Here is a 12,959-nt window from a genome sequence, read left to right as displayed (position 1 = left end):
AGTCTGGAGATTCCCCATGCCCTTCATCGAACCGGTGATGCGCGCGATGACGCATCTGAACATCGGTGCCGCCATCGCCCTGCTCGCCTGGATCTTGTGGTCCAGCCAACAAATGGTCCGTAGCGACGTGCCTGTCGTCGTGCGTTCCGTCCCTACGCAACTGGTGTTGCCACACGCCGTGCACACCCCTGCCGCCCAGTTGCAGGCGGAGGCCACGCCATGAACCGCTGGTGCTCCGTACGTGGTGCACGCCGCGGCCTGAAGCTGTCCGGTTTGGCCGCAGCACTGTGGCTCAGCTGGGCCCTCGGCTTCACACAGGGCAGCGCGCCCACGCCACCCGGCGCGAGCAAGGCCGGCGCTCCATCCTCCTCGCCGCTGTGCTGCGAGCCGGTTCAGCACACCTGAACTCCAGCCGCCGCAAGAAAGGAGAAATTCATGGACCTCATCGGGTTCTATCCCACCTTCTACATGCCCTGGATCGGTTCGGCCTGGGTCATGGGCATCATCGGCGTGATCCACGTCGTGGCCTCACACACCTCCGTTGGCGCCTCGTTCCTGTTCGCACTCTTGGAGACCAAGGCCTACCGTGAGAACAAGCCGGAGCTGATGGACTTCATCCAGCGCTACGGCAAGTTCCTGCTGGTGTTCTCGTACATCGTCGGCTCCGTCACCGGCGTCGGCATCTGGTACGCGATCACCATTGCCAGCCCACGCGGCACGGCTGGGTTGATCCACAGTTTTGTCTGGGTCTGGGCGGCCGAGTGGGTCTACTTCACTGTCGAGGTGATTGGCGTCTATGCGCTGGTCTACCTGATCGGCAAGGTGGACCGGCTCACCCACCTGAAGCTCACCTGGGCCTTCGCGCTGGCGTCATGGGCCACGATGCTGCTCATCGTCGGGATCATCTCTTTCATGATGTGGCCGGGCAACGACGCCTGGTACCAGACCGGTTCGACCAACGACGCCTTCTACAACATCAACTTCTTCGCCCACCTGGGTGTGCGCACGGGTTCGATGCTGGTGATGGCCGCCGTGGTTGGCCTGATGGTGGTGGCCGGCATGAAGGACAAGCCCGAGGCGCTGCGCAAGAGCGTGGTACGCACGATCACGCCGATGGGCCTGATCGGTGGCGCAGTCGCCGTGATCATGTTCTTCTACTACCTGCAGACGCTGCCGCACAACGCGCTCGTGATGCTGGACACGCACCTGCTGCCGCGCTATGCCTGGGGAATGATCGCCGTGGTGGCGGTGACAGCGATCTACCTGGTCTTTGCCTGGTGGCGGCCTCTGTGGGTCACCACATGGGTCGCGGTGCCGCTGTTCCTGTTCATCGGCGTTGTCGGCGTCTGGCCGGAGGAACGCATGCGCGAGAGCATGCGCAAGCCCTATGTGGCGGGCCAGTACATCTACGGCAACCAGGTGATCTCGCGCGACGTGCCTGGCAAGGGCATCAAGGGCGAGGTGGACGTGATTGCGGAGAAGGGATTGCTCAAGCTGCACCCCTTCATCCCAGACCGGCTGCGCACGATCACACCGGAGAACCAGTTGGAAGTGGGCCGCATCCTGTCCAAGATTTCCTGCGCCAACTGCCATGCATTGGAGCCGGGTGCGCCGCTTCGCAACCTTCCCGACAAGTTCCATGGCTCGACCGACAAGGAGATGGTCGCGGCCTTCCTCAACGGTGCGCTCAAACACGGCGCTATCCCCTACATGCCGCGAATCGACCTTCCCGCTGAGGAGGTCGAGGCCATTGCCGCCTTCCTGGCTGACACCAACGCGCGCCGAGCCGGCAATGCACCCCCATCCACCCCGCCGGCCCGGTCCGGCGTGAACCAGGAGTAAGCCCATGGACGTCGGAACCGTTCTACATGCCATGCGCGACCCAGCGGGCATTCCCTCCCACCCGGTCGTGTTCCAGGTGTTGATGATCATCACCTGGATCTTCCACATCGCCTTCGTGCACATGACGCTGGGCACGGCCGCATTGGCGATCTATGCCTTCTACAGACGCGCTCCCGGCACGCACTGGGAACAGTTGTCGATGGCGATGACCAAAGCCGCCAAGGTCGGCGTGTCGCTGCTGATCGTGCTGGGCGTGGCGCCTTTGCTGTTCACGCAGGTGATCTACGACCCCCAGTGGTACACGGCGAGCGTGCTGTCGGCGCGTTGGCTGATCGCGTTCATCTTCACGCTGATCATCGGCTACTGCTCGTGGTTCGTTTTCTACTACAGCAACCATGAAGGAGCGAAGAAGCGCCTGGGCGTGTTCGCGCTGATCGGCCTGGCGCTGTTCCTGCTCGACGGGCTGATCATGCACGTGCTGGCGTATCAATCGCTGCTGCCAGACCAATGGATGAGCTGGTATGCGCCAGGCGGCGTGCTGGACACGCGTGGCGCCAAGCTGCACGCTATCCAGTGGCCGCGCTACCTTTTCATCATCAGCCTGTCTGTGCCGGCGGTGGGGCTGTATCTGCTGGCCTACGCGGATTACTTCCGAGATCGGGCAGACCGCACGCCCGCCTATCTCGATTTCGCCCGAGCCATCGGGCACCGCGTCGCCGTCGTCGGCCTCATGGTCTCTTTCGTGTTGCTGCTCGTCTGGCAGTTCGTCCATCCGAGCGCGACCGGGTTGACCCGACACCCGGTCGGCTGGCTGCTGGCCGCGTCCTTGCTGGCCTTCGCCTGGCTCATGCGTCGGCATGGGCTGCGCTTGCATGGCTATCTGCCTTTGCTGGCTGGGCTGGGCGTGCTGGGGGTCCTGGCCGTCTGGCGCGAGCTGATCCGCATCCGTTACATGCTGCCCTTCGGCTACGACATCAACGACTACACGGTGCACGCGGACTGGCCCTCGATGGTGCTGTTCTTCTCGACCTTTGTGGGCGTGGGTGGACTGGTCGGTGGCTTCTTCCTCATGACCATCTACCGCGCCGGCAAGGTCCAGGGGCTCTACACCGCAGACAAGACGGTGGCCCGCATGGGAACCGCCGCCGTAACGGTGCTCGGCGTCTGGATCACCGTTTTCTTCGCCTATGGCATTGCGATCTGGATGCGCAATGCCTTCACCCTTTGAATTCAGGAGACTCAAGATGAAGCTGATTCAACAATGGACATTCAGGGTGCTGGCCTTCCTGATCGCCTGTGCGGGCGCAACGACCGCCATCGCTCAGATCCCTGACGTCGCGGCCGGCCAGAAGCGCGCGCAGGTGTGCTTCGCCTGCCACGGCGTGAGCGGCGTCTCCAAGATCTCGGGGACGCCACACCTGGCCGGGCAGGACCGCGCCTACTTGATCAAGGCCATGCAGAGCTACCGCAATGGCCAGCGACAAGATCCGACGATGGTGGCGATGGTCAAGCCACTCACCGATGCGGACATGGTGAACATCGCCGCCTACTTCCATCTGGCGGTGAAGAATGCTCGTGGCGAGACGCTGGCATCCATCATTGACCTCAACGATCGGATCAAACCGGTGGGAAAGGTCGTTGTGGCCGAAGCGCCGGCTGCTGATGCAGTGCCGCGTTCGGCCGAGGCGATCTACACCGCAAGCTGCGCGGCATGCCACTCCAGCGGCGCTGCCGGTGCGCCCAAGATCGGTGACAAGTCGGCGTGGGCTTCACGCATTTCGCGAGGTGGCGACAAACTTCTGGAACATGCGATCAAGGGGGTTAATGCCATGCCGGCACGAGGCAGTTGCTCAGATTGCTCCGACGATGATCTGAAGAAGGTCGTCGACTACATGGCTGCAAAGAGTCGATAGAGATGCGGGCTTCGCGTATCCAGTCCGAGGACGCGCCGCGGTAGGCCGAAGAGTTGAGCGCGCTGCATCACTTCAAAACGCCTGAGGTTTGGGAGTGATGTTGAGTGTTTGTCGAATGGTGAATCGACGCGCCACATCCACGAATGCGGTGGCGGCGGGCGACAAGCGCTTCATGTTTCGGACCGCAAGGCCGGTCATGCGCCGCTGGCGCGGCTCGAGACTGCGATAAACGACACCAGGAGCGACGTTGGGGAGCGCCAATCGAGCCGCGATTGCCACAGCATGGCCCTGCGCGACGAAACCCAGGATAGAGCTCAACTGCTCGAAGCGATAAAGCTTGCGCGGAGAAGCGTGCGCGCCCTCAAGAAGCCGATCAATAAGCGCCCCGCTACCTGCTCCCGTTCGAATGAAAGCCTCACCATTGAGGTCGCATAACTGCACATGACGTCGCCTCGCCAACCTGTGCTGCTCGGGAAGCACAACCACGAACTCGTCCTCGGCCAGCGCCAGGGTCTCGAAGCGATCGTCAGGCAGGGTGACAAAGCCTATTTCTGCGCGCTGCTCCAGTAAGCATCGAACCACCGCGGCGTCGTCCTGTTCTTCGATCTGCACTTCGACCTCCGGCTGCACGCGCTGGTAGGCGGCCAAGAGCGACGGCAGCAAGTGAAGCGAGGAGGTCGAACCAAAAGACGCAATCCGCAGAGTGCCCCGTGCAACTCCGCGCGCCGTCATGGCCTCTTGCAGCAAGGCCTCGCGCTGCTGCAGGATGTCATTGGCGCGCATCAGCAGACGAGACCCAACCTCCGACAACGTCGATTGCATGCCTTCGCGCTGAACGAGCGTCACGCCGAGTTCGCTCTCTAGCCCTTTTACTGCATGGCTGACTGCACTTTGCGTAATGCCGATCAGCGCCGCCGCCCGCGAAAAACTTCCAGCCCGAGCTAGCGCTGCAAAAACCTCAAGTTGGGTGAAAGTCATGTCTGATCCATGAGTATTTACTCATTTGCCGATGAGTTTGGCAAAGCAGATAGTAATGGCATGAAGTCGTCATCTGCAGCCGTCTCCCCCACAGCCTCATCCATTGGGCTCGTTCATTTGAAACTCATCGGCATGGCGGCGCTGTGGGGCGCGTCGTGGCCCTCGGGTCGTGTTCTGGCGCAGGAACTGCCGCCACTGGCCGCAGCCAGTTGGCGCTTCGGCATCGCCTTGTTGCTGCTGCTCGGCTGGCTGCACGCCAAAGGCGGCACCACGCGGGTACGCAGGCTGTCGACTCGCCAATGGCTCGGCCTTGCCGCAGCCGGCGCCGTCGGCGTGTTTGGCTACGCGGTGTTCTTCATGTTGGGCCTCGCGCACGTGCCTGCCGGGCGCGCAGCCATTGTCGTGACGATCAACCCGGTTCTCACCACGCTGATCGCCGCCTGGTGGTTCGGCGAACGTCTGGATGGCAGGATCGCCGCAGGCATGGCATTGGCCACTCTTGGAGCAGCCGTCGTCATCACCCGCGGTCAGCCGTGGCTGCTCGTCGCGGGAGGCGTCGGGCTTGGGGAGTTGCTCCTGCTGGGCTGTGCCGCAACCTGGGTCGCCTACACCTTGATGGGACGACGCCTGCTAGCGGGGGTTGATCCACTCACCACGGCCACCGCGACTGCCGCCTTCGGCTTCGTCTTGCTGCTGACAACGTCAGCTGTGCTGGAGGGGCCAGGCGCTCTGGCCGCCCCGCTGAAACCGAACGCGCAAGTCTGGTCTGCACTTGCCTTTCTGGCTGTCGGTGCCACTGTGCTTGCTTACGCCTGGTACTTCGAAGGCGTGCAAGCACTGGGCGCGGGCGCGGCGTCCGCCTACCTCTGTCTGGTGCCCATCTTTGGCGTGTTGATTGCAGCGCTTTGGCTGGGTGAACAGGTGGATACATCCCTCCTGCTCGGCGGCGCTCTGGCAGTCAGCGGAATGGCCGCAATGAACCTCGCGCGAAGTTAGTTCAGATTCGGTGAGACGGTATGGCGCACTGTGCCATACCGTCTCAACGGCAATTAGGATGCATCGATTGCCAACCCCATTGGACAGGCGAGTCCCGCGAGCGTTGCCGAAGCGTCGGCCTTACTGTCGTCAAGCGCGCCTTCAATCACGGCGTCGGGCACCGCCTCACCCCACCTCCCCATGACTTCCAGCACCTCACGCAGCCCCTGCCCAATGGGCGTCAACTCGTAAACCACTCGCGGTGGCGTTTCTGCATAGGCAGTTCGCGTAACCAAGCCATGCTGCTCAAAGCCCTTCAAGCGGTGCGTCAGCGTGTGAGCGCTGATGCCCGGCAAAGCGGCACGCAACTCTGTGAATCGCAGCGGTCCATGCAGCAGTTCGCGCACGATCAAGGTGGCCCATGGACCGTCAAGAAGTGTCAAAAATCTTGCAACCCCGCAGCAAGGCGTCTTGGCTTGTTTCATTGCTTCAATAGTGCATTTGACGTAACCGATCTTCAGCCTACACCATCAACACTCTGTTTTTTGAACCATAGAGGAAGTTGATGACATTCGTAATCCACGGCGCCACGGGCGCCCAAGGCGGCCCGCTTTTGGCCCGCCTGGTCAAGGCTGGCAAGCCTGCCGTCGCCGCCGTTCGCAATGCCCAGGCAGCGCAAGACATGCCGACCGTCGCTATCGACAATGCATCGGTGGACTCGCTGGCAGCCGCTTACCGTGGTGCGGAAGGGGTGTTCGTGCACCTGCCCGTCACGGCGGAAGCGGACCGCCTCAATTACGCCCGCAATATCGCTCGTGCCATCGGGATCGCCAAACCCAAGCGCGTGGTGATCTCCACCAGCGGCTGGGTGGTGGATGAACCCGCCTCGCCACTGCAGAACCCTTCTGAGAGTGCCATCTCAACCCTGATTCGGGAGACGGAACAAACGGGCGTATCGCTCGCAGTCGTGGCGCCCCGCTTGTTCCTGGAAAACCTGCTGAATCCCATGGTGTTGGCCCCGGCAAAGTCGGAAGGCGTCTTGCGATATCCGCTGCGAGCGGACTATGCGGTCTCATGGTGCTCACACCTGGATGTCGCCGAAGTGGTCGATCGACTGTTGACGGATCATTCCGTCACCGGCTTGGTTGGCGTTGGCCAGTCACCGGCCATCACCGGTGAAGAACTCGCTGGGAGTTTTGCCAAGTTTCTGGATCGCCCGGTCTCTTTCGACAGCCTGACACCCGAAGCATTTGGCGAAATGATCGCGCCGATGATTGGCGCCGGTCCGGCTTCCGGTGTTGTCGCCGGGTACCAGGCGCATGGCCTAGCATCTGTGAATGCTATCGCTCCGGCAACGAGTGCCCAGCAGCGACTAGGTCTCACGCCTCGCACAGTAGGCCAGTGGCTGGCCGAAATGGCGGTGTGATGGTTGCGCCACGCGAGTTGGTGGCTTAACACGGCACCAAACGGTTGATGGCGATGAAGCGCTGGCTACAACACTCAGTTGTCTGTATGAAAGCAGCCATGAGCGGCAAGATGCAGTGGGCACAGCCTGCAGCGTTCCGAAACGCAAAAGACCTTTCATTCACCGCTGCCCTCCAGAACTTCATCGCCCAGTCATTCACTCGTCAGCCAAGCAGCTTTAGATGGATTTTGCAAAGCGGATGGGCGCCCGACCGGTAGCGAGATCGGCGACCGGGTGGGAGATCATCCGCCCGCTACTTCAGCGGAAGGATCAAGCTAGGTACTCGTCGGTACTGGCCAGCGATGCATAGGCAAACGACAATGCAGCCATCGCTGTGGCATGCACCTGCGCTGCGGGCACCTTAACAGCACCGAACGCTAGATCCATCGTCGCGCAAGCATCATGCACCACGGTAACGGCGTAGCCAAAGTCGGCGGCGGCGCGGGTGGTTGCTTCCACACACATGTGGCTCATTGCACCGATCACCACCAAATCCTTGACGCCCTGCTCGTCCAGCACTTGCTTGAGCTGGGTGTCACGGAAGGAATTGGGATAGTTCTTGACGAGAACCTTTTCACCTTCCGCAGGCACCACGGCGGGGATGATCTGCACGGCGTCGCTTCCCGGCACAAAGACCGGCGCGCCGGGCTGGGTCATCTCATGCCGAACATGGATCAGAACATCGCCTTTGGCGCGTGCCTCCGCGATGATCCGGGCGGCGTTGTCCAGGGCGGGTTCGAGGCCGACCAGCGGCAGTTTTCCGGTGGACAAGTATTCGTTTTGCAGATCAACAACGATGATTGCGCGTTTGCTCATGGGATTGCCTCTTTCTTTCAGGGATTGGATAGGTGCTGACCGTGTTCGCTGGTGAGATCAGAAGGCGTAGGACTCGCCATCCTCAGGCACGAGGACGCGCGCCGGGTTCATGCCTTTTTCCTTGATGTAGTCGTGCAGGTCCTTGCGCGTCTGCATGCCATGGTTGACCGCCTCCATGTGGCTGCCGATCACAGAGGCCTTGGGCGCAGCCTGGTAGGCCCGGTACAAATCTCCCTTGCCCATGATGATGGAGCCGTCCAGCCCCTGGATGCGCGCATAACCGGTATTGAGAATGATCACGTCCGGCTGGTGCTGCTTGATTGACGCTTCTACCGAGTCATTCCAGACCGTGTCACCCGCCACGTACACCGTCTTGTAGCCTGGGTGCTGGAAGACCACGCCGATCACCTGTCCCAGGACTTTGCCGGCGACAGCCATGGCCTCGTCGCTGCCGTGCTGGCCGGCGGTGGCGCTCAAGCGGGTGCCGTTGAACGTTGTGTCAGGGCCCAGCACGCGGACGTCCGTGAAGCCATCTGTGCGGATGCTGGCGGCGTCGGCTTCGTTCTGCGCGAACAGCGGCAGGTTCTTGGGCAGGCTTTCTTTGGCCGCCTCATCCCAGTGGTCCAGATGGGTATGGGTCACGATGATGGCATCCGCCTTGATCACCTCGGCCACGGGCATGGGCAGCTCGACCAGCGGGTTGCGCAACCTACTGTTGTAGGTGCCCTCGAAACCGGGATAGCGGCCCTTCTTGGCCAGCATCGGATCGATCAGGAACGTGGTGCCCGCGTACTGCAGCTTGATGGTGGCGTTGCGAACTTGCTGGAACTTGACGGTCTTCACCGTCGCAGTGGCAGTCGAAGCGTTCGGGGGGAATTCGAGCGTGCCACAGGCTGCGACCGTGACGACGCAACTGATCGCGGCAGTGCAGCGCAATAGAAGGGGTACGTTCATGGATTTCATGGGAACTCCGTGCTTGGGAAAGATGCAACCGGAACAACGGCGTGGTTGTGCAGTGAGTGAAGTTTCCTGAAATGTGAACCCTCACGCCATTGGCCTTAGTGGGCATCTTCGATAAGATCGGGCCATTTTTCCTTTCGGCCCCAATCTGGAGGTTCTGTGCAACCAATTCGTGTCGCTGTACTGGCCTTCGATGGGGTGAGCCTGTTCCATCTGTCAGTGCCAGGCATGGTGTTCGGCGTGGAGCCAGCGGCCAGCGGTTTGCCTCCGTACGCGGTGCGCTACTGCGCTCCCAGCCCCGGCCGCGTGCGGTGCGACCAGGGCGTGGAGATCGACGTGCCGAATGGACTGGATGCCATGGCGGAGGCGGACATCGTGGTTGTCCCAGCCTGGAAGCACCCGGAGCGGGTTGCCCCGGCCGCGCTTACAGCCGCACTGCGGCAAGCTCATGATCGCGGCGCTCAGGTTGTGGGCTTGTGCCTGGGAGCGTTCGTGCTGGGCGATGCGGGCCTGCTCAACGGGCGGCGCGCAACCACCCACTGGGCCTGTCGGGAGCTATTCGCCGCGCGCATTCCCCAGGCCGACTTTCATCCAGACGTGCTCTACGTCGACGACGGCAATGTCATCACGTCGGCTGGCACGGTGGCGGCTATCGATTGTTGTCTCAACATTGTGCGGCAGCGTCATGGGGCCGGTGTCGCCAATCGGGTGGCGCGGCTGCTGGTGACCCCTCCACACCGTCAAGGCGGTCAGGCCCAGTACATCCAACAACCGGTAGCCGAGTTGCCCAGCGAGAACCGATTGCCGGGCGTGCTTGAGTGGGCGCGGGAGCATCTCCGTGAGCCGTTGTCCCTGGACAAACTGGCCGACATAGCGAAGATGAGCCGCCGAACCTTCACTCGGCGCTTTCGAGAGGCCACCGGAACCACCGTGAACAAGTGGCTGATTGCCGAACGGATCTGCAGAGCGCAGCAATTGCTGGAGACCAGCGACATGCCGATCGAGCAGTTGGCCACCGAACTGGGGTTTGGCACGGCGCTGTCGCTGCGTCAGCACTTTGCCAGCCAAGTCCGCACGTCCCCGATGGCGTACCGGCGTGCTTTCCGCGAAGGGACTTTGGGCCAAACTTAGGTTTGGCTCAACACCGCATCCGGCCCTATCGCACCCCTGAATGTGAACAATGTTCGGTCGCTGTCACGAAGGTAAGCGACCGCCAATGCCAGGGTCCGTGAGAGCCCCGCCGAATGGGCTGTCACCTCAAAGTCGTAGGGCCAGACAGCCAACGCGTACTGGAACGCGGCGCGTGCATCGTTGACTACTGCCGCCAAGTGAGTCCAGAATCAAGGCCTTCTCGGTTTGTTGAAAGCGAGAAGTTCTTTCTAAATCAGAAAGTTAGGTCGCGGTTGATGTTCCCTTCACCCGCTCCAATCGATGCCTGATCCACAGATGCCGATGCGTCTCTGGGTCGCTGCAAAAGGGGCTTTTCAGCCCCTTTTTCTATGGCCTGGCCGGAACGGATTTCGCTGACGAGTCGTCTTGCGGGGGCTTTTTCGCATCGGCAGTGGAGCCGCTGGGATGCTCCTCGAGGGGCGGCAGCCGGGTCGACAGGTCCGAAGCTGACGTTCGGGCCGATTTCAAGTACGCCGCGCGCCGCAGCCGCTCCTGCAGCAGCTGCTGGATTTCTTCCGAGCCCTGCCGACCGAAACCGCTTGGCGCGGCAGCGCATCGCTCAATGCCACCGGGTCCGTTCGACAGTCTTTGATGCACGTCATTCCGCCCCGTGCAACAGCATGGTCTCCCCTGTAGGACAACGGCGGCAAAGCGGCAGGGCAGCGGGGGGAAGCCGCAGGCGCGGGCTAGCATGGCCCCAAGAAAACGCCCATGACCATGCCCCCTGAGACTTCGCCTTCCTCCACTGCGCCCGCCCCTGCATCGCCCACGCCCTCCCGGAGGCGGCGGTCGCGGCTGCCGCTTGCCGCAGTGGCGGGGCTGCTCGTTGTGCTGCTGCTGTTGCTGGCCTTCGTGGCGTGGTTCGACTGGAATCGGGCCAAGCCCTGGATCAACCAGCAGGTCAGCGAGGCCACCGGCCGCCGCTTTGCCATCGAGGGCGATCTGAGGGCCCACTGGCAGTGGCCGCAGCCCGTGGAGACCGGCTGGCGCCGCTGGGTGCCGGGCGTCACGGTGCAGGCGGACCGGCTGGTGATGGACAACCGGGCGGACTTCGGGCACTTCGGCGCCCTGGATGTGCAGACGGACGATGCATCCACCGCCACCGTGCAGGCGCGTGCCGAGAAGGCCGCCGCATCGGCCACGCCTGCGGTGTCGGCTGCATCGGCAGCTTCCGTGCCGGCCGCGCCGGACAGCACGGCCTCGGTGCCCACGTCCGGCCAGCCCATGGCCACCCTGGGCAGCGTCAGTGCTTCGCTTCGGCTCCTGCCGCTGCTGTCGCGCCATGTGGCCATCGACACGCTGGTACTCACCGTGCCTGACGTGGCGCTGGCCCGCAAGGCCGACGGCAGCAACAACTGGACCTTCGACCGCCCCGCCAAGGACGGCGGGCCGGCGAAGCCCAATCCCTGGAGCGTGAGCGTGGGACGGCTCGTGGTGCGCGATGGCCAGCTGGCCTATGCCGATGCCGTGAAAGACCTGGCTTTCACCGCCAAGCTCGGGACCATCGACACACCCGCCGGGCAGGCGCCCAGCCCGTACGGCGTGCGCTTCGAGGTGCGGGGCCGCTACGCCAAGGCCCGCATCCAGGGCCGGGGCGAAGGCGGGCACGTCATGGACCTTCGCGAAAAGGTCGTGGATTACCCGCTGCGGTTCAAGGCGAAGGCCGGCACGGTGGAAGCCGAGGTGGAAGGCATCCTGTCCAACCCGGCCGCGCTGTCGGGCATGGACCTGAAGGTGATGCTCAAGGCCGAGAGCATGGCCGACCTGTATGACCTGACCGGCCTGGTGCTGCCGAACACGCCGCCGTTTCGCACGCGCGGCCGGCTGGTGGGCAGCCTGGAGCCGGACAACGCGGTGTGGGAGTACCGCGATTTCGACGGCACCGTGGGCGACAGCGATCTGCATGGCAGTCTGACTTACACGTCGGCCAAGCCCCGCCCCCGCCTCAAGGGCACGATGACCTCCAAGAAGCTGCGTCTGGCCGACCTGGGGCCCGTGCTGGGCGCACCGACGGGCGAAGGCAAGGCGGAAAAAGGCACCTCCAAGCGCCCCGGCAAGGTGCTGCCCGACGTGGCATTCGCCACCGACCGCTGGAACGCGATGGACCTGGACCTGACCTTCAGTGGCCAGCAGATCGTGCGCGACGAGAGCCTGCCGATCGAAAACCTGCGCGTGCATGCGGTGCTGGACAACGCCCTGCTCACCCTCTCGCCCCTGCAGTTCGGTGTGGCGCAGGGCAAGATCGATTCCACCGTGGTGCTGGACAGCCGCACGAAGCCGCTCAAGGCCCAGTTGCGCGGCAGCGTGGAAGGGCTGCGGCTGTCGGGCCTGTTTCCCAAGGTCGAACTGATGGAAAAGAGCTTCGGCCGGCTCGATGGTGCCGTGGCCCTGAACGGCAGTGGCCAGTCGGTGGCCAGCATGCTGGGCAGCGCCAGCGGCGAAACCCGCCTGTACATCCGCGATGGCCGTTTCAGCAAGCAGATGCTGGACCTGGCCGCGCTCAACGTGGGGAGCGTGGTGGTGGCCAAGCTCTTCGGCGACGACAAGGAAGTGCAGCTGCGCTGCGCCGTGGCCGACTTCGCGGTGAAAGACGGCATCGCGCAGACCCGCTCGGTGAAGCTGAGCACCAACGAGGCCACGGTGGAAGCCACCGGCACGGCCGACCTGGGCCGCGAGCACCTCGACCTGCGCATCAAGCCCGAATCGCTGCAGTGGAAGTTCTTCTCGCTGCGCACGCCGCTGTACGTGAAGGGCCCGTTCGCCGATCCCAAGGTGGGTCTGGAAGCCGGCCCGCTGCTGCTGCGCGCGGGCGCCGCCGTGGCGGCCGCCGTGGTTGCGCC

General features: G+C 63.2%; 13 protein-coding genes. 9 read left to right on the top strand and 4 right to left on the bottom strand.

Annotation, left to right across the window (positions count from 1 at the left end):
- The 5 genes from AC27KI_RS12335 to AC27KI_RS12315 form a co-directional block, all read left to right on the top strand.
- The coding region (locus AC27KI_RS12335) for a hypothetical protein (RefSeq protein ID WP_487114036.1) at window positions 1-223 on the top strand (223 nt) is incomplete at its 5' end.
- Complete coding sequence (locus AC27KI_RS12330) at window positions 220-405, top strand: hypothetical protein (RefSeq protein WP_487114034.1); 186 nt, start codon at window positions 220-222, stop codon at window positions 403-405. The genes AC27KI_RS12335 and AC27KI_RS12330, both read left to right, overlap by 4 nt.
- Window positions 406-435: 30 nt before the next feature.
- Window positions 436-1,842 carry a cytochrome ubiquinol oxidase subunit I gene (locus AC27KI_RS12325; RefSeq protein WP_487114032.1) on the top strand — a complete coding sequence of 469 codons (1,407 nt, stop codon included), beginning with the start codon at window positions 436-438 and terminating at the stop codon, window positions 1,840-1,842.
- A 4-nt stretch (window positions 1,843-1,846) separates the two neighbouring features.
- Window positions 1,847-3,070 carry a hypothetical protein gene (locus AC27KI_RS12320; protein WP_487114030.1) on the top strand — a complete coding sequence of 408 codons (1,224 nt, stop codon included), beginning with the start codon at window positions 1,847-1,849 and terminating at the stop codon, window positions 3,068-3,070.
- A gap of 16 nt (window positions 3,071-3,086) precedes the next feature.
- The gene (locus AC27KI_RS12315) at window positions 3,087-3,755 is read left to right on the top strand and encodes a c-type cytochrome (protein WP_487114028.1); all 669 of its coding nucleotides are present in this window, start codon (window positions 3,087-3,089) and stop codon (window positions 3,753-3,755) included.
- A gap of 72 nt (window positions 3,756-3,827) precedes the next feature.
- On the opposite strand, the gene AC27KI_RS12310 is transcribed toward AC27KI_RS12315, so the two are convergent.
- Window positions 3,828-4,733 (bottom strand): LysR family transcriptional regulator, encoded by a 906-nt coding sequence (locus tag AC27KI_RS12310; RefSeq protein ID WP_487114026.1) that lies wholly within the window; start codon window positions 4,731-4,733, stop codon window positions 3,828-3,830.
- A gap of 9 nt (window positions 4,734-4,742) precedes the next feature.
- Here AC27KI_RS12310 and AC27KI_RS12305 point away from each other — a divergent pair, with 9 nt between their 5' ends.
- Window positions 4,743-5,729: a DMT family transporter gene (locus AC27KI_RS12305; protein WP_487089500.1), complete on the top strand. Its 987-nt coding sequence runs from the start codon at window positions 4,743-4,745 to the stop codon at window positions 5,727-5,729.
- Between the two features lie 53 nt (window positions 5,730-5,782).
- Here the strand turns inward: AC27KI_RS12305 and AC27KI_RS12300 are convergent, their stop codons facing one another.
- A complete protein-coding gene (locus tag AC27KI_RS12300; RefSeq protein WP_487089499.1) occupies window positions 5,783-6,193 on the bottom strand; it encodes a winged helix-turn-helix transcriptional regulator in 411 nt (136 codons plus the stop codon).
- Between the two features lie 80 nt (window positions 6,194-6,273).
- On the opposite strand from AC27KI_RS12300, the gene AC27KI_RS12295 reads away from it, so the two are divergent.
- Window positions 6,274-7,134, top strand: coding sequence for an SDR family oxidoreductase (locus AC27KI_RS12295; protein ID WP_487089498.1), 861 nt, complete (start codon window positions 6,274-6,276; stop codon window positions 7,132-7,134).
- A 309-nt stretch (window positions 7,135-7,443) separates the two neighbouring features.
- On the opposite strand, the gene AC27KI_RS12290 is transcribed toward AC27KI_RS12295, so the two are convergent.
- Entirely contained in the window at window positions 7,444-7,989 is a 546-nt protein-coding gene (locus AC27KI_RS12290) for a cysteine hydrolase family protein (RefSeq protein WP_487114024.1), read from the bottom strand.
- Between the two features lie 57 nt (window positions 7,990-8,046).
- Window positions 8,047-8,952 (bottom strand): MBL fold metallo-hydrolase, encoded by a 906-nt coding sequence (locus tag AC27KI_RS12285; protein ID WP_487089496.1) that lies wholly within the window; start codon window positions 8,950-8,952, stop codon window positions 8,047-8,049.
- A gap of 156 nt (window positions 8,953-9,108) precedes the next feature.
- On the opposite strand from AC27KI_RS12285, the gene AC27KI_RS12280 reads away from it, so the two are divergent.
- Window positions 9,109-10,080, top strand: coding sequence for a GlxA family transcriptional regulator (locus AC27KI_RS12280; protein WP_487089495.1), 972 nt, complete (start codon window positions 9,109-9,111; stop codon window positions 10,078-10,080).
- A gap of 756 nt (window positions 10,081-10,836) precedes the next feature.
- The coding region (locus tag AC27KI_RS12275) for an AsmA family protein (protein WP_487114038.1) at window positions 10,837-12,959 on the top strand (2,123 nt) is incomplete at its 3' end.

Source organism: Acidovorax sp. KPB24-03 (assembly GCF_057546605.1).
This window is presented reverse-complemented; position numbering and strand designations above follow the sequence as displayed.